This is a genomic window from Pseudomonas sp. Z4-7, from assembly GCF_051131965.1.
Lineage (GTDB): Bacteria > Pseudomonadota > Gammaproteobacteria > Pseudomonadales > Pseudomonadaceae > Aquipseudomonas.
Genome location: NZ_CP071642.1, coordinates 4,481,577 through 4,503,856, shown reverse-complemented (window position 1 = coordinate 4,503,856; position 22,280 = coordinate 4,481,577). Strand labels below are relative to the sequence as shown.

Genomic DNA, 22,280 nt, shown 5'->3' with positions numbered 1-22,280 from the left:
AAAAAGCTTACTAGCTAAGTGTCGTTGTCCTACGGGGTAATCATGGATATTCAAATAATCACGCGCGACGGAGAGCCCGAGTACGCGGTTTTGCCGTGGGATCAATACCAGGCGCTGCTGAAGGCAGCCGGCATCAATCAAGCACCGCAAGAAGCCACGGTCCGCCATGCGGCGGCACCCGGCCAGGTTCTCCCTGGCCTGGATCAATTACGCAGTTTGCGCGAAGGGAAGGGCATCGCCATCGAGGCGCTGGCCCGCACGGTAGGCATCAGCCCGTCTTATCTGGCCATGATCGAAAGCGGCGAGCGTCAGCCCGATGCCGCGATCAAGCGCAGTCTGGCCTGGGAACTGACGGTGCCGGGTTGGAGGGATGAATCGTGAGTGTACGCATCAGTCGGCAACATTGGGACGGGTTGTTGGGTGAGTTGGACCAGGCGCGTCGCCAGCGCCATTTATTGACGTACCGCGCCTTGCTGGAGCGCTTGCAACTGCCCAGCCCGGCCATGCAGACATTGACCGCCGCACTCGAACACCTGGCGGCGCTGGACGCCCGGGCCGAACAGCCACTGCGCAGTTCGTTGGTCATCAGTCAGGGGGCCAGTCGCCTGCCACGCACCGGTTTTTTCGAATGTGTTGAACGCCTCGGGCGCTTTTCCGGCCCCTCCGACGGCGTCGCCGCCGCATCCTGGCATGCGTCGGAAGTGGTCCGGGTGTTCGAATACGAGTACCCCGAATCGGCGGAGGCCTGAGTGCTCTGGCGGATCAAGGCTCGGGCCGGTTATTGGCTGGCGCGCCGGCTGTTCCATTGGTCATGGTTGGTTCGGCAGCCCCGTGGCTGGGCCTGGCTTGAAGGCCAGTTTGCGCGCATGGCGAACCTGGGCGACGTCGGCGCCCAGAGCTTCTACGGGCATATCCTGACATTTCGCGGCCAAGGGCTCGGCGCACGGGAAGAGGGCATTCGCTTGCTCCGCCTGGCGGCACTGGCCGGTGACGGCAAGGCCGCCTACCAGGTCGGCGTCATCAGCCTGGCAGGCTCTACCACCAAGGCGCCGGATCCGGACGAAGCGGCGCGTTGGTGGGCCTTGGCCCTGAAGGCCGGGCATCCGCTGGCCGAGATCAAGCTCAAGGCGCTCGAGAGCAAGGAACCCTGAAATCGTTCGTGGCGAGGGAGCTTGCTCCCGCTGGGCGGCGAAGCCGCCCCAAACCAGTCTGCTCGATCAACCAGGCACACCGAGGCGCTGCCCAGAGGGTCTGCTACGCAGCCCAGCGGGAGCAAGCTCCCTCGCCACGGGATGATCATCACTCACAGCGTGATTATCACCCACAGGTTTTTCACCTGAAGCTCACGCTGAGAAACCCAGCTCCGCCACGGGCGCCTGCTCAACTAGCCCGTTAATCAGATACAAACTCCCCCCGACGATCTCCTTGGCATGGTGCTTGGCCTGCGAAGCCATTTCCGCCAACTGGCTGGCATCCAGCTCTGAACAGGCCTCGGCGCGCAGATGCACCACCCCGATCGACAACGACAGCAAGGCGAAGTCCTGTCGTATGCCCTGTCGGTTCAACGCGGTAAAACATCCGGCTTCCAGATGCTCGGGCCGGTAGAAGCGGCGGCAGTGGTTCTGGAAGTCGCTCAGCAGTTGGGTCAGGCGCTTGCGCCAGTCGTCCGGGCCGAGGACCAGCAGGAAGTCGTCGCCGCCGATGTGGCCGACGAAATCGCGGCTGGGGTCAATGCGTTCGTTCAGGCATTGGGCCAGGCACAGCAGGACTTCGTCACCGCGACCGTAGCCGTAGATGTCGTTGAAGGGTTTGAAACTGTCGATGTCGACGTAGCAGATCACCGACTCCTGGCGCTGCTGCAGCAGGCGCGTAAGGCACTGCTGGATGGGCACGTTGCCCGGCAGCAGAGTCAGCGGGTTGGCGTAGCGCGCCTGTTGGATCTTCAGTTCGGTGATGAGCTTGAGCACGTCGATCACCCGGCCCAGGCCCAGGTAGCCGCCGTTGAGGGTGATGATGAAGTCTTCTTCGATGCGCTGGCGGGCGCGGCTGGTGATGAGGCGGCTGACTTGTTGCAGTGACTGGCTCAGTTCAACGGCGAGGAAATCATCGCTCATCAGGCGGCTGATGGGCTTGCGAGCGAACAGGTCGGTGGCGAAAGGCTTGAGCAGGGCATCCGAGAGCGAATGACGATGGACGATGCCGCACGGTTGGTCACGGTCGTCCAGCACCGCCAGGGAATTGAGGTTGGCCTGGCGCCGGAACGCTTCCAGTACCGCTGCCGTCGGTGTGTCGTGGGCGACTGCCGGTTGTTCGTTGAGCAGCGCAGTGAGGTCGTTGACTTCATCGCCCAACGGCACCACGCCGCTGTCCTGGCGGGGCATCAATGCCTTGGCGTCCTGGGATGGATGCTCCTGGGGCCGGGCGAGCAAGTAGCCCTGGACCAGGTCGACGCCCATTTCGATCAACACGGCGAGCTCTTCCGGCAGTTCGATCCCTTCGGCGATCACCTGGGCCCGTGAAGCCTGGGCGATCTTGAGAATGGAACCGACGAATTCACGCTTGAGTGCGTCCTGGTGAATGCCATCGATGAAATGCCGGTCGATCTTCACGTAGTCAGGTCGCAATTCGGACCACAGCCGCAGGCTTGAATACCCGGCACCAAGGTCATCCAGGGCAATGGAAAAACCCATGGCTCGATAGTGATGCAGGGCGGTTTGCAGCAATTGGAAGTCATCGATAGGCGTTTGTTCGGTCAGTTCGATAACCACCTGGCTGGGCGGAATGCCGAAGTCCTGTAACAGCTGCAGGGTGCGGCCGGTCTGGTGGGCCGATTCGAGCAGCGATTCTGGCGAGACGTTGAGGAACAGTTTGCCCGGCAGCTTCTGTTCATTGAAGCGCTGGCAGGCGCTGCGTCGGCAGGCCAGCTCCAGTTCGCTGAGGCGTCCGGCCTGGCGCGCCACGGACAATAACGCGATGGGGGAGTGCAGCGGGCTGTTCGACGGGCCACGGGTCAGGGCCTCGTAGCCGAGGATGCGTCGTTCGGAAAGACAGATGATCGGTTGGAACAGGCTGTGCAAACCGCTTTGACTCAGGATTGAGCTCAAGGCACTCAGCTGTTCTGTCGTGGTCATGGCGATCTCTGGCGATAAAAAAAGGACTGGGCGCAACCCCTGCTGGGGTGCGCCCGGTCCTGTATTTCACGACAGACTGATGTCAGTTTGATGACACTCCGACGAGCACCACCATTAAAAGGCCATCACCTCAATGTTTGGCGACCGCCGTATTGAGCTTGAGGTAATCGAGCAGGATCCGACCGGTTTCGCTCAGATAGGCGTCGTCTTCCGGCTTGGTTTTTTCCGGCTCGGTGATCAGGTCTTCGTCTTCCTTCTTCAGCTCTTTGAGCGGCTCCTCGCCCTTGGCCTTGCGACGCAGGTTTTCCATGGCCAGTTGCTTGGCTTCGATGTCGGCATGCTGCGCGCGGCGCTCGGCTTCGTTGAGGGTGACGGTTTTTTCCATCATCAACTTCTGCGCCAGGGCCAGCTTGTCGCGAATGAACACAAACTCCGCGTCTTGGGCTGTGCGGGCGTCATGCTCGGATTTCAGCTGGGCCAGGTACGGCTTGAACGGATCCACGGCCGGCTTGATTGCAGGCCGGATGGTGTCCCACGGCATGGCTTCGGGCAGGGCGCTCTCACCGATTTCCTTGGTGTCGATGATCGACGGGTAATCGATGTCAGGCAATACGCCTTGGTGCTGGGTGCTCTGCCCGGAAACCCGGTAGAACTTCGCCAGGGTCAGTTTCAGTTCGCCGTGGTTCAGTGGCTGGATGGTCTGCACGGTGCCTTTGCCGAACGTCTGGCCGCCGATGATCAGCGCGCGGTGGTAGTCCTGCATGGCGCCAGCGAAAATCTCCGAGGCCGAGGCCGACAGGCGATTGACCAGCAAGGCCATTGGTCCCTTGTAGAACGCGCCGGGGTTTTCGTCCTCGAGCACATCGACCCGGCCATCGGCGTTACGCACGAGCACGGTCGGGCCCTTGTCGATGAACAGGCTGGTCAGTTCGGTGGCTTCCTGCAACGAGCCGCCGCCGTTGTTGCGCAAGTCGATGACCACGCCGTCGACCTTTTCCTTCTGCAGTTCGGTGAGCAGTTTCTTGACGTCGCGCGTGGTGCTCTTGTAGTTCGGATCCCCGGCGCGGAAAGCCTTGAAGTCCAGATAGAAAGCCGGAATCTCGATGATGCCGAGCTTGTAGTCCTTGCCGTCCTGCTTGAGCTGGAGGACCGATTTTTTCGCGGCCTGTTCTTCCAGCTTCACTGCTTCACGGGTGATGGACACGACTTTGCTGGTCTGGTCGTTCGGCGCATTGCTGGCCGGAATGACTTCCAGGCGGACCACCGAACCTTTCGGGCCGCGGATCAGCTTGACCACTTCGTCCAGGCGCCAGCCGACCACGTCGACCATTTCCTTGTTGCCCTGGGCCACGCCGATGATCTTGTCCGCCGGGGCGACCTGCTTGGTCTTGTCGGCAGGGCCCGCCGGCACCAGGCGCACGATCTTGACCTGATCGTTATCGCTCTGCAGTACCGCGCCGATGCCTTCCAGGGACAGGCTCATGTTGATGTCGAAGTTTTCCGCGTTATCCGGCGACAGATAATTGGTGTGCGGGTCGTAGGACATCGCGAAGGTATTGATATAGGCCTGGAAGACGTCCTCGGCGCGGGTCTGGTCCAGGCGCGCGAGTTGATTCTTGTAGCGCTTGGTCAGGGTTTCCTGGATCTGCTTGGGATCCTTGCCGGCGATCTTCATACGCAACACTTCGTCCTTGACGCGTTTGCGCCACAGGTCGTCGAGTTCGGCGGTGCTCTTGAGCCACGCGGCGTCCTTGCGGTCGACCAGCAAGGTTTCCTTGGCATTGAAGTCGATCTTGTCGACGCCCTTGTTCAACTCGGCAAGAGCGTAGTCCAGGCGCGCCTTGACGCGGTCCAGGTAGCGCTTGTAGATAATGAACCCGGCGTTGAGGTCGCCGCTCTTGAGGAAGTCGTCGAACTGGGTCTTCCACTTGTCGAATTCGGCGATGTCGCTGGCCAGGAAATAACTGCGCGACGGATCAAGCAGCTTCAGGTAGCTGTCATAGATGATGACCGAGCGCGCGTCATCGAGTGGCGGCTTGCTGTAGTGATGGCGCTTGAGCAATTCAACCACGTTAAGGCTGGCGATCACCTCGTCGCGATCGGGCTGAAGCTTGTCCCAGCTGTTGGCCGCGAACGCAGTGTTCGAGAGCGCTGAAGCGCCAAGGCCAATAAAGAGGGCAAGTGCAGTGCTGGGGAAAAAGTGCTTCATGCTGATTCGACGCAGGGACAATTGATCACGCATATTAGGCCGTCTTTGAAGTCGCCGGTTCCATGTGGCCCGGGCGCATAATGCAAGAAAGCCCGGCGTTGTTACAGCAGCGGGCCCAGTCGAGACTCACTATGGAGGCACCGTGAAAGCATTGCAAGGCGTTGAAGGCCAAGTGGTATGGGCAGATGAGCCAAGTCCGGCGTGTGATGCCGGGCAAGTTCGCATCCGTGTAGCGGCCGCTGGCCTGAATCGGGCCGATTTGTTGCAGAAAGCCGGGCATTATCCACCGCCACCCGGCGCCAGCCAGGTGTTGGGGCTGGAATGTTCCGGGGTGATCAGTGAAGTCGGGCCGGGTTCCTCCTGGCAGGTCGGCGACCGGGTTTGCGCATTGCTGGCAGGCGGCGCAATGGCCGAGGAAGTGGTGGTCGATGGTCGGCATGTGTTGCCTGTGCCGGAAGGCCTGTCACTGGCCGAAGCCGCCGCGCTGCCTGAGGTCTACGCCACCGCGTGGCTGAATCTGTTCCAGCTGGCCGGGCTCAGGCCGGGTGAAAAAGTGCTGCTGCATGCCGGCGCCAGCGGCGTCGGTTCGGCCGCGATCCAGCTGTGCAAGGCGTTCGGCAACCCATGCTGGGTCAGCGTCGGTTCGGCTGAACGACTGGCCTATTGCGAAGCGCTCGGTGCCCAGGGCGGCGTGGTGCGCACCGACGATATCAACAGCCTGAACGACTTCGGGCCGTTCGACGTGATCCTCGATCCGGTCGGCGCGAACTACGCCAGCCTCAACGTGAAACTTTTGTCAGTTGACGGGCGCTGGGTATTGATCGGGCTCATGGGCGGGCGCACCACCGAACTCGATCTGGCACAAGTGTTGGGCAAGCGTATCCAGTTGCTGGGCTCGACTTTGCGCAGTCGTAATGATCAGTTCAAGGCCGACCTGATCGCCGAGTTGGGGCAGCAGGTGTGGCCGTTGTTCGCCGACAAGCGCCTGAGCCCGCAATTGGCCAGGACGTTTGCGATCAGCGATGCCGAGGCGGCGTTTGCCGAGCTGGCGACCAATCAGGTGTCCGGGAAATTGGTCCTGGAGGTCGATGACAGCCTGAGCTGATCGGGAGTCGGTCCCCTGTGGCGAGGGAGCTTGCTCCCGCTGGGCGGCGTAGCCGCCCCAATCCGGACGACGCGACTGTTCGGAAGGATCGCGTCAGCCAGCTTTACGACTGCTTCGCAGCCGAGCGGGAGCAAGCTCCCTCGCCACAACAGCCACAACAGCCACAAGGCATTATGGCCTCAGGTATTGTGGAGTTGATCTGCTTCACTTCCAGGTATGAATCGGCCAGCCGGCCGATTCGGCGTGGGCCTTCAGGACCGGGTCCGGGTTCACGACGTGCGGGTGATCGACCTTGAGCAGCAACGGCAGGTCATTGCGCGAGTCGGAATAGAAGCTCGCGCCCTCCAGGTTTTCTTCCTCGGCGTCCAGCCAATCCAGCAGTCGGGCGATCTTGCCTTCGCGATAGGTCAGGGTGCCCACGGTCTTGCCGCTGTACACGCCATGGGCGACGTCCAGCTCGATTGCGAGGATCTCATCGATGCCCAGGCGTTCGGCGATTGGCTTGACCAGGTGCGTGCCCGAGGCCGAGATCACCAGGATCCGGTCACCGGCCTTGCGGTGCTCGGCGATGGCCTTGGTGGCGTCGCTGAAGATGATCGGTTCGATGAAATCTTCCACCCACGGTGCCACCAGGTGTTCGATCTCTTCCGGCGTGCGGCCGATCATCGGTTCCAGGCTGAAGTCCATGTACTCTTCCATGCGCAGCTTGCCGTGGCTGTAGGCGTCCATCAGCTCGTTGTTGCGGCGCATGAACGACTCGGGATCGACCCAGCCCAGGCGCCCCATCTGCTCGCTCCAGAGGGTGGCGCAGTCGCCGTGGATCAGGGTTTCGTCCAGATCAAAAATTGCCAGAGCCATCAACGCGCTTCCCTTTTCAAGATATCTTCAAAATCAACCAGACCCTCAGGCTACCTCACACAGCGCCGATGGATCGATGGAAAGTGCCAGCCGTGCACCATCGGGATGCAGGTCGGCGGCCGAGCGGTTGAGCACATCCACCACCAGTTCCACGCCGCGGGCCTCGACCCGGTAGCGGATCACATTACCCAGCAGGCTGTGGCTGCGGATCAGCGCGTCGGGTTCGCCGTTGCGACTCAGCTCGATGGCTTCCGGGCGAATGGCGATGCGACCGTTCACCGGGCGTTGCAGTAGCTTGCTCGCGGCGTCGGCGTCGAGCAGGTTGTAGTTGCCGATGAAGCCGGCGGCAAAGACATCGACGGGCGCAGTGTAAAGGGTCTCGGCATCGCCGCTCTGGACGATCTTTCCCTGATTCATCAGGAAGATCCGGTCAGACATGGTCAGGGCTTCTTCCTGATCGTGTGTGACAAAGATGGTGGTCAGGCCCAGTTCCCGCTGGATCTGACGGATCTGTTCGCGCAAGTGCTTGCGAATCCGCGCGTCCAGCGCCGACAGCGGCTCGTCCAGCAGCAACAGGCGCGGCCGGGTGACCAGCGAGCGGGCCAGGGCCACGCGCTGGCATTGGCCGCCGGACAGTTGATGCGGGTAGCGGGCGGCAAAGTCATGCAGCTCCACCAGTCGCAGGATCTCCAGCACACGCTGGCGACTGTCCGAAGCGTCGACCTTTTGCATGCGCAGGCCGAAGGCGACGTTCTGCTCCACGGTCATGTTGGGGAACAGCGCATAGCTCTGGAAGACCATGCCGATCCCGCGCTTCTGCGGACTCAGCGGCACGATGTCCTGGCCGTCCAGCAGGATCTGGCCCGCATCCACCGCTGTCAGGCCGGCAATGCAGCGCAGCAGCGTGGACTTGCCGCACCCGGAAGGGCCGAGCAGGGTGACGAATTCGCCCTTGTGGATTTCGCAGTTGATGTCGCTGAACACCGGCGTGCCGGCGTAGCCTTTCTGCAAATGTTGGACGCTGACGTAGCTCATTGGCTTTTGTCCTTGTTCAAGATGTTGGCCGCCCAGGTCAGGACCAGTACAAAGAAGAAGTAGGAAATCACCAGCGCACTGGTGAAATGGCCGCTGCTGTTGCGCATGTTGTTCAGGTACACCTGCAGGGTTTCATAGCGGGTGCCGACGAGAATGTTGGCAAACACGAACTCGCCGAACAGGAACGAGAAGGACAGCAGCAGCGCGACCATCAGGCCCTTGCGCAGGTTCGGCAGCACCACCAGCAACGCGGCCTGGAAAGTGCTGGCGCCGAGCAGTTGGGCGGCGTCCATCAGGTCGCGCAGGTTGATCGCTTGCAGGTTATTGGTGATCGCCCGGTACATGAACGGCAAGGCGACGGTGAAGTAGCAGCCAATCAGGATCCACGGCGTGCCGACCATCGCCAGCGGGCCGGAGCCATAGAGCTGCAACAACCCCACCGAAGACACCACCGGCGGCACCGCGAAGGGCAGCAGGATGAGGATGTTCATCAGCGCGTCGAGTTTTGGGAAGTGATAATGCACCACGAACAGCAGCGGCAGGATCAGCACCACCGAGAGCACCAGCGCGCCCACGCAGACAATCAGCGATTGGCCGAAGGCGTGTAGAAAGCGCGGGTCGCTCCACAGTTGCAAGTACCACTTGAAGGTGAAGCCGCTGGGCAGCACGGTGGCCGACCAACTGCTGGCGATGGAATAGATGAGCGTGCCGGCCAGCGGCAGCAGCAGGATAGCGAACAGCAGGTACACCACCGCTCGATGATAGAATCCGGCCGGGCCCGATTCAGCGCGAGACATGGTAGCTCCTCTTGAGCAGCAACTGATGGATGACGGTCACCAGGGTCATCAACGCCACCAGCACCACGGCCAGGGCGCTGGCCATGTTCGGGTCGAGGGAAATGTCGCCGGAGACCATCGCCGCGATGCGAATCGGCAGGACGTTGAAATTGCCGGTGGTAAGCGCATAGACCGTGGCATAGGCGCCGAGGGCATTGGCCAGCAGGATCACGAACGTGCCGAGCAGCGCCGGGGTTAGCACCGGCAAGCCGATGTGCCGCCAGAACTGCCAGCCGCTGGCGCCCAACAGGGATGCCGACTCACGCCAGTCCTCGCGCAGCGCGTCAAAGGCCGGGTAAAGCAGCAGCACGCCGAGGGGGATCTGGAAATAGGTGTAGAGAATGATCAGCCCGGTTTTCGAGTACAGGTTGAAATCCTCGATGATCCCCGCCTGCTTGAGCATGATCGTGATGCTGCCGTTGAACCCCAGCAGGATGATGAACGCAAAGGCCAGGGGCACGCCGGCGAAGTTGCTGGTCATGTTGGCGAAGGCGTTGACGAAGTTGCGCAGCCGCGAATCGACGCGGCGCAGCGAGTAGCTGCCGAGCACGGCGATGAGGATGCCGAACACGCTGGACCAGAAACTGATTTCCAGGCTGTGCTGGATCGCCTGTCGGTAGAATTTCGAGCTGAAGATCTTGCTGAAGTTGGCCAGGCCCCAGCCGAACTCTTCCGATTCCAGGCTGTTGACCAGCACCCAGAGCAGCGGGGCGACCTGGAACACAATGAAAAAAATTGCGAAGGGCACCAGGCACAACACTGCCAGCCATTTGCCGCGCGTCATGGCATTCACTTGAGCAACTCCTGGCAATAGGGTTTGTCGTGGGCGACCCCGAGCAGTTGGCAAATAGTGCCGCACAGATCGGTTTGCCGAGGGGCCGCGTTGGCGTCAAGGCTGAAGCCATCGCCGAGGACAAACAGCGGTACTTCCCGTTCTTCCGGTAGCAGGCCGTTGTGGGAGCGGTCGTTGTTCATGCCATGGTCGGAAGTCACCAGCACCTGATAACCGGCGTCGAGCCAGGCTTGCAGATATACCGCCAGGTTGATGTCCGCCGAGCGGGCACTGTTGCGGTACTGCGGGGTGTCGAGGCCGTGCTTGTGACCGGCGTCGTCGATGTTCATCGGGTGCACCAGCAGGAAATTCGGCAAGTAGCGCTGGCGCAGGTGTTCGGCGTCGGCGAACAGATGGGAATCGGGGTAGTGGTCATTCCAGTAGAAATGTCCGTATTGAATCGGCAGGTCGGGGTTTTCGGTATGGCGATCACGACCGGCGACGAAGGGTGACACGTTGTACAGCTCGCTGACCCAGTGATAGGCCGCAGCCGCCGTACTCAGGCCGGCGTCGGTGGCGTAATGGAAAATGCTGCGCTGGTTCGACAGGCGCGAGACATTGTTGTGCACGATCCCGCTGTCGATGGGCACGACGCCGGTGAGGATGCATTCGTAGAGTGGGCGGGACAGGGCGGGCAGTTCACATTCCAGTGTGTAGAGCGCCGCGCGTCCTGCGCCGACATACGCCTGCAAATGTCCCATGGCATGCCGGGCGACTTCGTAGTTGAGGCCGTCGAGCACCACCAGGATGACGTTGTGCTTCATGGGGACCGGGACTCCGGGCAGGTGTCGCTGAGATATCGGGTTCACAGAAGTCCATTGTGGAAGCAGGCCCTGTGGGAGCGAGCTTGCTCGCGATGAAGACGACACGGTTCAACTGCGGGACCGTGTCATCGTTCATCGCGAGCAAGCTCGCTCCCACAAGGCTTGCTCTCACAGTTGGATTTCCAGGTGGATCTCCGAGCGGGAGCTAGCGCCTCACTTCATCTCGACGATGACTTCTTCATTCCACTGCTGTGGCAGCGCCTTGGAGGTCTTCTCCCACGCGTCGGCATCCTTGATCGGCGTCACGCCTTTGTACTGCTCGTTCGGCAGCAGCTTGGCCTGGACTTCTTCCGGCAGTTTCAGGTGCTCGGCGCGGATCGGCCGGGCGTTGCCCTTGGCCAGGTTGATCTGGCCGGCGTCGCTGAAGATGTATTCGCGGGTCAGCTTGGCGGCGTTCGGGTGCTTGGCGTATTTGTTGATGATGGTGGTGTAGCCGGAGATCACCGAGCCGTCGGACGGAATCAGCACGACGTAGTCATCCGGGCTGGCCATCTTGGCCTTGTAGCTCAGGCCGTTGAAGTCCCAGACCACGCCGACTTCGACTTCACCTTTTTCCATCGTGGCGATGGTCGGGTTGGCCATGGACAGGCGGCCTTGCTTGGCGATATCGGCGAACAACAACAGGGCCGGTTTAATGTTCTTCTCGTCGCCACCGTTGGCCAGGGCCGCAGCCAGCACGCCGTTGGCGGCCTGGGCGGCGGTGCTCACGTCACCGATGGAAACTTTGTACTTGCCGGTCTTCAGGTCGGCCCATTTGGTCGGCACTTCGGAGCCGTGCAGCAGTTTCTTGTTGACGATGAACGCAATGGTGCCGGTGTAGGCCAGGGCCCAGTTGCCGTCCTTGTCCTTGGCCCAGTCCGGGATCTGTTCCCAGGTGCTTGGTTTGTAGGGCTGGACCACGCCTTGCTTGACCGCGATCGGGCCGAAGGCGGCACCGACGTCGCCGATGTCGGCGCTGGCGTTGTCCTTCTCGGCGGCGAACTTGGCGATTTCCTGGGCCGAGCTCATGTCGGTGTCGATGTGTTTCAAGCCATAGAGCCTGGCCAGGTCGTCCCAGGTGCCTTTCCAGTTTGCCCAGTCATCGGGCATGCCGACGCTGTTGACGGCGCCTTCCGCTTTCGCAGCGGCTTCCAATGTTTTCAGATCGGTATCAGCGGCCATGGCGGCGGTGCACATGGCAATGGTCGAGCCTAACAGTGATGCCAGGAAAAGCTGTTTCATCCGAAGCTCCTATGGGCGTTTTCAACGCTGCGATTGCGATGGTGTTGGTCTAGGTCAGCAATACCTGAGCCAATGTAGGCGCGTCCCATGACATTTTGATGTCGATGCAAGGTTCGCCAGCAATCGTCGGGCTCATGAAGCGTCGCTGCGTCATAAGCGTAGACCATGAGTAAGCAACTGATCTGCAAGGCCTTGGCCGTTAATTTGCAAGCCGATGTGTTGACCGTTTAGCGGTTGTGTCATCTATCAGTCATGCGCAGTGCCTAGGCTTGCAGGCATGAGCCGTGGATTGATGTGCGATCGAATCCTGCCCCGAAACAGTGCTGGTCTAGTCCAGATAGGTAACGTTGATGCGCGTTGAGACAACCAAAGCGGTGACAACCATCGGACAGGTCCTGCAGGAGCAGCTCGATCACGGCTTGCTGGCGCCTGGTAGCAAGTTGCCGGCCGAGCGCAAGCTCAGCGAGTTGTTCGGCACCACGCGGATTACCGTGCGCGAGGCGCTGTTGCAGCTCGAAGCCCAGGGGCAGATCTACCGGGAAGAGCGCCGGGGCTGGTTCGTGTCGCCACCACGGCTGGCCTACAACCTGATGCAGCGCAGTCATTTCCACGCGATGGTCAGTGCCCAGGGACGAGTACCGTCGACCCAGGTGATCTCGGCCCGCCTGCAACCCGCGTCGGCGGCGGTCTGTGCCTGGCTGCAATTGCCGGCGCTGTCCAGCGTCATCCAGATCTGCCGCACCCGGCGCATCGACGAACGCCTGGTGCTGTACGTCGAGCACTACCTGAATCCCGCCTACTTCCCGGACATCCTCGAATTCGATCTCAACCAGTCGATGACCGAGCTGTACGCTCGCCATTACGACCTGCGCTACGGCCGGGTGAAATTCGAAATCGTGCCGACATCGCTACAGCCGGAAGCCGCGGCGGCGCTGAAAGTGTCGGTCGGCAGCCCCGGCCTGCGGATTGCCCGGGTCAATTACGACCAGCATCAGCGGCTGATCGATTGCGACCTGGAGTTCTGGCGCCACGATGCGATCCATGTCGGGGTGGACGTGTCGGAACAGTCGGCCTGAGGCGCGCTCAGGAGACGTCGTTGAGCTTGGCCAGGATCCTGAACAGTACCGTGACGAGAATCAGCAACATGCCGATCCACATGGCAAACACCCCGACGTTCTTGTCGCGGAAATTGAAGCCGATGGCGAGCAGGATCATGCCGGCGATGATGGGCACCAGCATGGCGTTGAACGAGGTCATGGAAATCATGGCGACAGCCTTGTCGGGAGGGATAAGGTCAGTCTAGTTGGGGTTTGGCGAGGAAGGCGGGTATGCACGCACCGTGACGCATGCTCTTGTGGCGAGGGAGCTTGCTCCCGCTGGGTGGCGCAGCCGCCCCAAAATCGGCGACTGAACGCAGATTTTGCCAATGCTGCGCATTGGAGCGGGAGCAAGCTCCCTCGCCACACAAAGGCTTACGGCAATTCGCGAGACGCGTAGAACGCGCTCAGCACTTTCACCAGGTGCGCCAGGTCGTGGCTGCCGCAGAGCTCGCGGATCGAATGCATGGCGAAAGTCGGCAGGCCGATGTCGACGGTGCGTACGCCCAGCTGGCTGGCGGTGATCGGGCCGATGGTCGAGCCGCAACCCATGTCGCTGCGCACCACGAAGCTCTGAACCGGCACTTCCTCGGCCATGCACAGATGGCGGAAGAACCCGGCGGTTTCGCTGTTGGTGGCGTAGCGCTGGTTGCTGTTGACCTTGATCACCGGGCCGGCATTGAGCTTGGGGCCGTGGTTGGCGTCGTGCTTGTCGGCATAGTTGGGGTGAACGCCGTGGGCGTTGTCCGCCGAAACCAGCAGGGATTTCTGAATCGTGCGTACGAACTCTTCACCTTCGGGCAGCAGGCGGCGCAGGGTCTGTTCGAGCATCGGACCGTCGGCGCCGCACGCCGAGGTGGAACCGACTTCTTCGTGGTCGTTGCACACCAGCACGCAGGTTTCTTCGGTGTCGGCGGTCAGCAAGGCCTGCAGGCCGGCATAACACGACAGCAGGTTGTCCAGGCGCGCACCGGTGACGAAGTCACCGTGCAAACCGATGACCGCTGCGCTTTGGGTGTCATAGAAGCTCAACTCGTAATCGAGCACCACGTCGGCGTTCAAGCCATGTTCCCGCGCCAGCTGGTCGGTGAGCACGGCACGGAAATCAACGCGTTCGTCACCGGCGAATTGGGCAAGGATCGGCGGCAGTTCGTTCTGCGGGTTGATCGCCCAGCCCTGGTTGGCTTCACGGTTGAGGTGGATAGCCAGGTTCGGGATCGTGGCAATCGGCGCCTTGAAATCGATCAACTGGCTCTCGACCTTACCGTCGCGGCGGAAGGTCACCCGCCCGGCCAGGGACAGGTCGCGGTCGAACCACGGCGCCAGCAGTGCGCCGCCGTAGACTTCCACGCCCAGTTGCCAGAACCCGTGACGTTGCAGTTCCGGCTGCGGCTTGACCCGCAGGCATGGGCTGTCGGTGTGCGCGCCGACCAGGCGGATACCGTCGTGCAGCGGTGAGTTGCGGCCCAGCTTGAAGGCAATGATCGAGGAATCGTTGCGCGTGACGTAATAACGACCATTGGCCTCGGTGGCCCAGGTTTCGCGCTCATCAAGACGCTGGTAACCCGCCGCTTCCAGGCGCTGGGCAAGGCTGGCGGTGGCATGGAACGGGGTGGGGGAGGCCTTGAGGAAATCGATCAGGCCCTGGTTCAACTGTGCACGCATAAAGAACTCCAGACAGCAATGGGCGGGAGTTTACCGTATTAGCAGCGTAGGTGAGCATTCCAGGCGGAACTGTGGCGAGGGGGCTTGCTCCCGCTGGACTGCGCAGCAGGCCTAAAAAGGGGTCGCTACGCAACCCAGCGGGAGCAAGCTCCCTCGCCACTGTGTCGGAGGTGTTTTTCAGAACGGTGCAGGGCACTCGAAGCGCAGGCGCTCGCCGCTTTGCGGGTGTGTGAAGCTGAGCATGCTCGCGTGCAGGCACAGCCGTGGCCAGGCGGCCAGGGCTTGCGGGTGGGCATAGAGCCCGTCGCCCAGCAGCGGATGGCCGATGGAGAGCATGTGCACGCGCAATTGATGCGAGCGTCCGGTGATCGGCGTCAATTCGACCCGACACCAATCACCGCAACGCTCCAGTACACGCCAGAACGTCAAGGCATGCTTGCCCTGTTCGTGGTCGACCACATGGCGGGGCTTGGTCGGCGGGTCGTAGCGCAAGGGCAGGTCGATGCTGCCGCTGTCCAGCTCCGGTTGGCCCCAGCACAATGCCGTGTAGGCTTTTTCGGTTTCTCGATCATGAAATTGCCGGGACAGTTCGCGATGGGTGTCCGGGTCACGGGCCAGCAGGATGATGCCGGACGTTTCCCAATCCAGCCGGTGCACGATTCGCGCTTCCGGATAACCGTTTTCCTGCAGGCGGGTGATCAGGCAATCTTTGTTGTCGTCCGCCCGGCCAGGCACGGAGAGCAGCAGGGTCGGCTTGTCGACCACCAGTACGGCGGCGTCCTGGTGGATGATGCGGATGTTGGACAGGGGCATTGAACAGTCTCGTAACAAACGCCAACGGCGGCTCGAGCCCTTCTCCTTGTCCTGTGAGGGGGGAGAAAGGCCCGAGCCGCCGTGGCACCTGCTGGGTCGATCAGCGATCCGGCAGGGTGATATTGAGTTCCAGGATCGAGCAGCTGCCCTGGCTTTCCAGCGCGACATGCACGTCATCGTTGCCGATATTGACGTACTTGCGGATCACTTCCACCAGTTCCTTCTGCAAGGCAGGCAGGTAGTCCGGGGTACTGCGTTGGCCGCGTTCGTGCGCCACGATGATCTGTAGACGCTCTTTCGCGACCGAGGCGGTACTTGGCTTTTTGTTGGCACGAAAGAAGTCAAAAAGGTTCATTACCTACCTCCAAACAGGCGCTCGAAGAAACCTTTCTTCGTGACGTCGAGGAATCGATGCTCGACGGTTTTGCCCAGCAGACGATCGACCGCATCGCTGTACGCCTGGCCGGCGTCGCTCTGGTCGTCAAGGATGACCGGCACGCCGGAGTTCGAAGCCTTGAGTACCGCCTGGGATTCCGGGATCACGCCCAGCAGGGTCACCGCGAGGATTTCCTTGACGTCTTCGACGCCGAGCATTTCGCCGTCGCTGACGCGTTGCGGGTTGTAGCGGGTCAGCAGCAGGTGCTCCTTGATCGGCTCCTCGCCGTTCTCGGCGCGACGGGATTTGCTTGCCAACAGGCCGAGCATGCGATCGGAGTCGCGTACCGACGAGACTTCCGGGTTGGTCACGACGATCGCTTCGTCAGCGAAGTACATGGCCAGGTGGGCACCTTTCTCGATACCGGCCGGGGAGTCGCAGACCACGAATTCGAAGTCTTCCTTGAGTTGCATCAGGACTTTTTCCACGCCTTCCTGGGTCAGCGCGTCTTTGTCGCGGGTCTGGCTGGCGGCCAGTACGTAGAGGTTCTCAAGGCGCTTGTCCTTGATCAGGGCCTGCTGCAGGTTCGCTTCGCCATTGACCACGTTGACGAAGTCATAGACCACGCGACGCTCGCAACCCATGATCAGGTCGAGGTTACGCAGGCCGACGTCGAAGTCGACGATGACTGTTTTGTGGCCGCGCAAGGCGAGGCCGGTACCGATAGCGGCGCTGGTGGTGGTCTTACCCACACCACCCTTGCCGGATGTAACCACGAGAATCTTGGCCAAGGTGTTTCACCCCTAAGGAAAAAGGACTTTGTCAGCCCCTGAAAAACATCTCTGGAAAAACTGCTGCAACTGGACAGGCTTGGCTGGAACCGGATGCGGGCGGGGTCTACCTTGGGTAAACAGTGCCTGATCCTTTTTCCTACGTCATTCAAGCCGTTTTCGCTAGGTTTTAGAGATGCTTGGAAAATGCGGCAGTATCCGTTAAAGCCGAATGATGTTCAACACGTCGCCTGACAGGCTTACCTGGACCCCGGCACCCCATAACGGGTCGCGCCGCAAGTCCTCGGAAACCTTGTATTGCCCGGCGATAGAGACCAGTTCAGCGCTCAACTGCTGACAGAAGATCCTTGCCTTGGTGTCACCCTTGACACCGGCCAGCGCACGGCCGCGCATCGGGCCGTATACATGGATGTTGCCATCGGCGAGAAGTTCCGCACCCGGGCTGACCGAGGACACCACCACCAGGTCGCCGCCCTGGGCGTAGATCTGCTGCCCGCCGCGCACCGGCGAGGTGATCACACGGGTCGGCTTGATGGTCGGCTCCGGCGGTTTTTCCGGTTTTTTCGGTTCCGCCGGGCTCAGCTCCAGTACACGTTCACGGGCGCCGGAGGGTGGCAGCACCGGAATGTCCACGGCGATGGCGGCGGCGATGTCTTCGATGCGGCTGGCGCGGATCGCCAGGGTGCGTAGCCCATGCTGGCGGCAAACGCGCATCAGCCCCGGCAAGTCGACCGAGCCCTCACCGGCCGGCAGCTTGTCCAGCGCCAGTACCAGCGGGGCATTGCTGAAAAAATTCGGCGCCTGGGCGACTTTCGCCGCGAGTTGCCGGTCAAGGCCTTCCAGGTCGTTACGGGCCAGCTCCAGCACCGTAATGGCGAGCATGCTGCCCTTCAGCTGGAACACGGGATCTTGGTCTAGCGGTTCGGTTTGGCTCATGGTCGGCGTACAACGGCTTGTCACTAAAAGTGCCGAGACTTATAACGAGATCGTCCGCGAGCCGCAAGCCGGGTCGAACGATGTAGAATGCGCGGCCCAGGTATTAATGGAAGCTGTAATGGATCGCCCGCGTTTTCGAGCTGCTTTTTTTCATCCGCGTTTCTGGCTGCTGTGGTGCGGCCTGGGGCTGTTGTGGCTGATCATCCAGTTGCCTTATCCGCTGCTGTTGCGGATCGGCCGCACCTTGGGAATATTGATGTACCGGGCGGCCGGCGACCGACGGCGCATCGCCAGTCGTAACCTGGAACTGTGTTTCCCCGAAAAATCCGCCGCTGAGCGCAAGCGTCTGCTCAAGGAAAACTTCGCCTCCACCGGCATCGCCTTCTTCGAAATGGCCATGAGCTGGTGGTGGTCGCGTTCGCGGCTGGCGAAGCTGGCCCATGTCGAAGGCCTGGAGCATCTCAAGCAGGCCCAGCGCGACGGCAAGGGCGTGATCCTGATGGCGCTGCATTTCACCACGCTGGAAATCGGCGCGGCGCTGCTCGGCCAGCAGCACACCATCGACGGCATGTATCGCGAGCACAAGAACCCGTTGTTCGACTATATCCAGCGCCGGGGCCGCGAACGGCATAACCTCGATTCCCTGGCGGTAGAACGTGATGACGTGCGCGGCATGCTCAAATTGCTGCGCGCCGGCCGGGCAATCTGGTACGCACCGGATCAGGACTACGGCGCCAAGCAAAGTGTGTTCGTGCCGCTGTTCGGCATCCAGGCGGCCACGGTCACCGCGACCAGCAAATTCGCGCGCCTGGGCAAGGCACTGGTCGTGCCGTTCGTTCAGGAACGCCTGGCCGATGGCAGCGGCTATCGTCTGGTGATCCAGGCGCCGCTGGAGGATTTTCCCGGCGAGACCGAAGAGGCTGATTGCCTGCGCATCAACCAATGGGTCGAGCGCTCGGTAAGCCAGTGTCCCGAGCAATACCTCTGGGCCCACCGGCGCTTCAAGACCCGGCCGCCCGGCGAGCCGAAGCTGTACGATAAACGCGGTTGATCATATAGCCCTATGACTGAACACGGAGTATCGCGATGACCCCAGCTGAACCGGTTACAGGTTTGATTCTTTCCGGCGGTGGGGCTCGAGCGGCGTATCAGGTCGGTGTATTGGCGGCGATTGCCGAGTTGCTGCCGGAGGGCGGTCGCAACCCGTTTCCGGTGATTGTCGGCACCTCTGCCGGTGCGATCAATGCGGTCAGCCTGGCGAGCGGAGCGATGGACTTCAAGACCGCCATCGAACGCCTGACGGCCTTCTGGCAAGCCGTGCGCAGCCACCAGGTGATGCGCAGCGACTGGCGCGGGGTCATGGGCCAGGCGACGCGGTTCATTGGCCATAGCCTGCTTGGCCTGGGAGCCAAGCTGCCGGTGGCGCTGATCGACAGTTCGCCGCTGCGCGAACTGCTCCAGGCGCAATTCCATGGCGCGGGTATCGAGCAGGCGATTGCCGAGCACCAGTTGCGCGCGGTGGCGGTTACTGCCTTTGGCTACGAATCCGGCCAGGCGGTGACCTTCTATCAGGGCCGCGGCACCATCGACGCCTGGCTGCGTCATCGGCGTATCGGTGTGCCCACGCAGCTGTCGGTGGAACACCTGCTCGCCAGCTCGGCGATCCCTTTGCTGTTCGCGCCGGTGAAGATCGGCCCGCAATATTTCGGCGACGGCGCGGTGCGCCAATCGGCACCCATCAGCCCGGCCCTGCACCTGGGGGCCAACCGCGTGCTGGTCATCGGCGTCAGCGGCAATCCGCGCGGCGTGTCGGCCCAGGATCCACTGGAACGCAGCTACACCGGCCTGCAGCCGACCCTGGCGCAGATCGGCGGCCATATGCTCAACAGCACGTTCATCGACAGCCTGGAAAGTGACATCGAGCTGCTTGAGCGCCTGAACAGATTCAGCCACATGCTGCCAGACGATGTGCCGGCCCACGCCCTCGGCGCGGCACCGGTGGAAGTGCTGGTGATTTCCCCGAGCCAGCCGATCGACGAAATTGCCGCGCGCCATCGCCAGGAGCTGCCCCGAGCGTTGCGGGTATTTTTGCGTGGGCCGGGTGCGACCAAGACCAGCGGTGCCAGTGTGTTGAGTTATCTGTTGTTCGAGAAAGGTTATTGCAGCGAACTGATCGAGCTGGGGCGACAGGATGCCCTGGCTCAACGCGAGGCCTTGATCCGGTTCCTGAGGTTGGCCCAGCCCGAGGTTGCGCTCGGCCTCGCGGCGAATTGACCGGCGACCCCGACCGGCCTGGGCAGTCCTTTCCTATCCGCGCCAGGCCGATTACTCGGCCTTGTTCTGCGCCTCTTCAAGCTCCTTCAGGCGCTTATCGATCAGTTGGCATTTGTCCGGTACGTCCTTGCTGGACGTTTCCAGGTTCATCGCCTGCAGTTCTTCATTCATTTCCTTGGCCTTGGCCGGATCCTGTTCGGTGAGCTTGGTCACCTTATCCGCCAGTTGCTCGCGCTTGATGGTCGCTTCCTCGGGCGTGCAAGTGGCCCAGGCGGGCAGGGCGCAGGTGAGGGTGGCGGCGAGGGTGAGTTGGATGAGGTTTTTCATGGCTCGGGCCTCGTATTCCTTTGTTGGGCAGGTAGACGGTTGAGGGCGGGCTGCCAGGGAAAGTTCATTTGCGCGGTTCCCGGTAACGAGGTTTCCCGATTTTCAGGATCGTCTGGTTTCGGATGAATGGTCGCGACACCCCGCTCAAAGCTCGAACGGTTGGTTGACGTCAAAATGGTGGCTCATTAATATCGCGCCACTGTTTTGATGTCACTGATTTCGAGGGATCGAACATGTTCTCACCCGCCCCTTGGGCGAGGTTGTGCCTGGCTTTGCTGTGCCTCTCTCCGCTTACCCTTGCTCTCGCCGCGCCGACGCCCGGTGACACCGACCTGATCCGCGAGCGCCAGAACCGCTTGCTCGAAGAGCAACGCCGGCGTCTCGAGGAACTCAAGGACTTGCCCGGCAAGGAGGCGCAACCGGCCCAGCCGACGACGCCCGCCGAGACTCGCTGTTTCACGATCAAGACCATCGAACTCAAAGGCGCCGACAGCCTGTCCGCCAGCGAGCGCGAGCAGTTGCTCAAGCCCTACATCGGCCAATGCCTGGGTGTGCCGCAGCTTAACGAACTGCTCAAAGTCATCACCGACCATTACATCGAGAAAGGCCTGGTCACCAGCCGCGCCTACCTGCCGCAACAGGATCTGTCCGCCGGGCATTTGAGTGTGTTGGTGGTGGAAGGGCGTCTGGAAGGCCTGAAGGGCGCCGAGAACAGCCGGTTGTCACCGCGGGAGCTGGCGATGGCGTTTCCCGGCAAGACCGGCGAGTTGGTCAACCTGCGGGAAATCGAACAACTGGTGGACCAGCTCAATCGCCTGCCCTCGAACCAGGCAAAAATGGAGCTGACCCCCGGCCAGAACGTCGGTGGCAGTGAAGTTCAGGTGACCAACGATCCGCAAAAGCCCTGGCGTGCCGGCCTGTCCCGCAGCAACGACGGACAGCGCAGCACCGGCGAGCAACAGTGGGGCACCAGCTTTGAATGGGACAGCCCGCTGGGGTTGGCCGACCAGTTGATGTTGCGCGGCGGTCACGATGCGATGACCGACCACCAGCACACCTCCAACAACGCCATGCTTTATTACAACCTGCCCTGGGGCTGGTGGAACTTCAGCTACACCTACAGCCAGAGCGAATATCGCTCGCAGATCCCGGCCAACGGCTTCAACTTCAAGCAGACCGGCGACAGCCAGAACCATCAGTTGCGCGTCGAACGGGTGATCCATCGTGACGCCGTCAGCAAGACCTCCCTCAACACGGGCCTGGCGTACCTGCGCACCAACAACTTCATCGAAGACAGCAAGCTCGATGTCAGCAGCAATCGCCTCAGCGAAGGCCAATTCGGCATCAACCATGGCCGCCGGATCGGCAACGCCTTCGTCAACCTGGACCTGGGCGTGCAGCAAGGCATCGGTGCCTTCGATGCCCAGGGTGATAACGACCCGGGTCCCGGCCAGGCCGACGCGCGTTACCGCAAGTACACGGCCACCGCCAGCTACCTGCAACCCTTCAAGGTGTGGGGCGAGTCGTTCAGCTTCAGCAGCCTGATGACCGGCCAGCGCAGCGAAGACGTGCTGTTCAGCCCACAGCGCATGAGCCTGGGCGGGCAGTCGTCGATACGTGGCTACAAGGACCAATCGTTGTCCGGCGACAGCGGCGGCTACTGGCGCAACGACCTGCGCTGGAGCCGCCCGGTGACGCTGGAGTGGCTGCGCCCGGTGTTCGCCGAATACGGCACCAGCCTTGGTTATGACCAAGGCGTGATCCGTGGCGATCGCTACAACGACGATCAGCACGGGCGTATGTCGAGCAACTCGCTGGAGCTGTTCGCCCGTGGCCAGCACCTGAGCGCCAGCGTCACCTTCGCCCATTCCCTGGAACGTCCGGATGCCCTGACCGAGCGCGAAGCGCCGATCTACTTCCGCGTAGACGTATCCATTTAATCTGCTGCAA

General features: G+C 61.7%; 23 protein-coding genes. 8 read left to right on the top strand and 15 right to left on the bottom strand.

Translation table 11 applies throughout. From position 1 onward, the window contains the following. Positions 1-42 precede the first annotated feature (42 nt). Genes J3P91_RS20150 through J3P91_RS20140 form a run of 3 tightly spaced genes read left to right on the top strand, consistent with a single transcriptional unit; the run spans position 43 to position 1,151 of the window. Positions 43-381: a helix-turn-helix domain-containing protein gene (locus tag J3P91_RS20150; RefSeq protein WP_305499486.1), complete on the top strand. Its 339-nt coding sequence runs from the start codon at positions 43-45 to the stop codon at positions 379-381. After that, positions 378-749, top strand: a complete 372-nt coding sequence (locus J3P91_RS20145) for a hypothetical protein (protein WP_003179080.1) — start codon at positions 378-380, stop codon at positions 747-749. The genes J3P91_RS20150 and J3P91_RS20145 overlap by 4 nt, the downstream gene beginning before the upstream one ends. Beyond that, complete coding sequence (locus tag J3P91_RS20140; RefSeq protein ID WP_434601531.1) at positions 750-1,151, top strand: sel1 repeat family protein; 402 nt, start codon at positions 750-752, stop codon at positions 1,149-1,151. It begins immediately after the preceding gene. Between the two features lie 192 nt (positions 1,152-1,343). On the opposite strand, the gene J3P91_RS20135 is transcribed toward J3P91_RS20140, so the two are convergent. Together J3P91_RS20135 and J3P91_RS20130 are read right to left on the bottom strand one after the other, a co-directional pair. Next, entirely contained in the window at positions 1,344-3,131 is a 1,788-nt protein-coding gene (locus tag J3P91_RS20135) for a bifunctional diguanylate cyclase/phosphodiesterase (protein WP_434601530.1), read from the bottom strand. 130 nt (positions 3,132-3,261) lie between these two features. Continuing rightward, the gene (locus J3P91_RS20130; protein WP_434605186.1) at positions 3,262-5,340 is read right to left on the bottom strand and encodes a carboxy terminal-processing peptidase; all 2,079 of its coding nucleotides are present in this window, start codon (positions 5,338-5,340) and stop codon (positions 3,262-3,264) included. Between the two features lie 142 nt (positions 5,341-5,482). On the opposite strand from J3P91_RS20130, the gene J3P91_RS20125 reads away from it, so the two are divergent. Beyond that, a complete protein-coding gene (locus J3P91_RS20125) occupies positions 5,483-6,445 on the top strand; it encodes a zinc-binding dehydrogenase (RefSeq protein WP_434601529.1) in 963 nt (320 codons plus the stop codon). A 204-nt stretch (positions 6,446-6,649) separates the two neighbouring features. On the opposite strand, the gene J3P91_RS20120 is transcribed toward J3P91_RS20125, so the two are convergent. From J3P91_RS20120 to J3P91_RS20095, 6 genes are all read right to left on the bottom strand, one after another. Next, entirely contained in the window at positions 6,650-7,303 is a 654-nt protein-coding gene (locus J3P91_RS20120; protein WP_434572490.1) for an HAD family hydrolase, read from the bottom strand. 45 nt (positions 7,304-7,348) lie between these two features. Next, a complete protein-coding gene (locus tag J3P91_RS20115; RefSeq protein WP_434601528.1) occupies positions 7,349-8,338 on the bottom strand; it encodes an ABC transporter ATP-binding protein in 990 nt (329 codons plus the stop codon). Then, on the bottom strand, positions 8,335-9,135 hold the full coding sequence (locus J3P91_RS20110; protein ID WP_434572493.1) for an ABC transporter permease: 801 nt from the start codon (positions 9,133-9,135) through the stop codon (positions 8,335-8,337). The genes J3P91_RS20115 and J3P91_RS20110 overlap by 4 nt, the downstream gene beginning before the upstream one ends. Next, positions 9,122-9,958, bottom strand: coding sequence for an ABC transporter permease (locus J3P91_RS20105; protein WP_434605184.1), 837 nt, complete (start codon positions 9,956-9,958; stop codon positions 9,122-9,124). Before J3P91_RS20105 ends, J3P91_RS20110 begins: the two co-directional genes overlap by 14 nt. Before the next feature lie 5 nt (positions 9,959-9,963). After that, entirely contained in the window at positions 9,964-10,770 is an 807-nt protein-coding gene (locus tag J3P91_RS20100; RefSeq protein ID WP_434601527.1) for an alkaline phosphatase family protein, read from the bottom strand. 213 nt (positions 10,771-10,983) lie between these two features. After that, positions 10,984-12,051: an ABC transporter substrate-binding protein gene (locus tag J3P91_RS20095; RefSeq protein WP_434572496.1), complete on the bottom strand. Its 1,068-nt coding sequence runs from the start codon at positions 12,049-12,051 to the stop codon at positions 10,984-10,986. Positions 12,052-12,401: 350 nt separating this feature from the next. On the opposite strand from J3P91_RS20095, the gene J3P91_RS20090 reads away from it, so the two are divergent. Then, positions 12,402-13,127, top strand: a complete 726-nt coding sequence (locus J3P91_RS20090) for a UTRA domain-containing protein (protein ID WP_434601526.1) — start codon at positions 12,402-12,404, stop codon at positions 13,125-13,127. Between the two features lie 7 nt (positions 13,128-13,134). On the opposite strand, the gene J3P91_RS20085 is transcribed toward J3P91_RS20090, so the two are convergent. The 6 genes from J3P91_RS20085 to minC form a co-directional block, all read right to left on the bottom strand. Further along, entirely contained in the window at positions 13,135-13,317 is a 183-nt protein-coding gene (locus J3P91_RS20085) for a hypothetical protein (protein ID WP_305499501.1), read from the bottom strand. Between the two features lie 206 nt (positions 13,318-13,523). Next, on the bottom strand, positions 13,524-14,813 hold the full coding sequence (locus J3P91_RS20080) for a M18 family aminopeptidase (protein ID WP_434601525.1): 1,290 nt from the start codon (positions 14,811-14,813) through the stop codon (positions 13,524-13,526). A 177-nt stretch (positions 14,814-14,990) separates the two neighbouring features. Then, positions 14,991-15,626, bottom strand: coding sequence for an RluA family pseudouridine synthase (locus tag J3P91_RS20075; RefSeq protein WP_018612476.1), 636 nt, complete (start codon positions 15,624-15,626; stop codon positions 14,991-14,993). A 100-nt stretch (positions 15,627-15,726) separates the two neighbouring features. Continuing rightward, complete coding sequence (gene minE, locus J3P91_RS20070) at positions 15,727-15,981, bottom strand: cell division topological specificity factor MinE (RefSeq protein ID WP_039594520.1); 255 nt, start codon at positions 15,979-15,981, stop codon at positions 15,727-15,729. Continuing rightward, a complete protein-coding gene (minD, locus tag J3P91_RS20065) occupies positions 15,981-16,793 on the bottom strand; it encodes a septum site-determining protein MinD (protein ID WP_042728954.1) in 813 nt (270 codons plus the stop codon). Before minD ends, minE begins: the two co-directional genes overlap by 1 nt. A gap of 201 nt (positions 16,794-16,994) precedes the next feature. Continuing rightward, positions 16,995-17,729 (bottom strand): septum site-determining protein MinC, encoded by a 735-nt coding sequence (minC, locus tag J3P91_RS20060; protein ID WP_030142350.1) that lies wholly within the window; start codon positions 17,727-17,729, stop codon positions 16,995-16,997. Between the two features lie 118 nt (positions 17,730-17,847). Between minC and J3P91_RS20055 the strand changes: the two genes are divergently transcribed. Beyond that, the gene (locus J3P91_RS20055; protein ID WP_434601524.1) at positions 17,848-18,780 is read left to right on the top strand and encodes a lipid A biosynthesis lauroyl acyltransferase; all 933 of its coding nucleotides are present in this window, start codon (positions 17,848-17,850) and stop codon (positions 18,778-18,780) included. Positions 18,781-18,815: 35 nt separating this feature from the next. Beyond that, positions 18,816-20,003 carry a patatin-like phospholipase family protein gene (locus J3P91_RS20050; protein ID WP_434572504.1) on the top strand — a complete coding sequence of 396 codons (1,188 nt, stop codon included), beginning with the start codon at positions 18,816-18,818 and terminating at the stop codon, positions 20,001-20,003. A gap of 51 nt (positions 20,004-20,054) precedes the next feature. Here the strand turns inward: J3P91_RS20050 and J3P91_RS20045 are convergent, their stop codons facing one another. Continuing rightward, positions 20,055-20,330, bottom strand: a complete 276-nt coding sequence (locus J3P91_RS20045; RefSeq protein WP_305499507.1) for a hypothetical protein — start codon at positions 20,328-20,330, stop codon at positions 20,055-20,057. Between the two features lie 233 nt (positions 20,331-20,563). On the opposite strand from J3P91_RS20045, the gene J3P91_RS20040 reads away from it, so the two are divergent. After that, positions 20,564-22,270, top strand: a complete 1,707-nt coding sequence (locus J3P91_RS20040; protein ID WP_434601523.1) for a ShlB/FhaC/HecB family hemolysin secretion/activation protein — start codon at positions 20,564-20,566, stop codon at positions 22,268-22,270. The last annotated feature ends 10 nt before the right edge of the window (positions 22,271-22,280 follow it).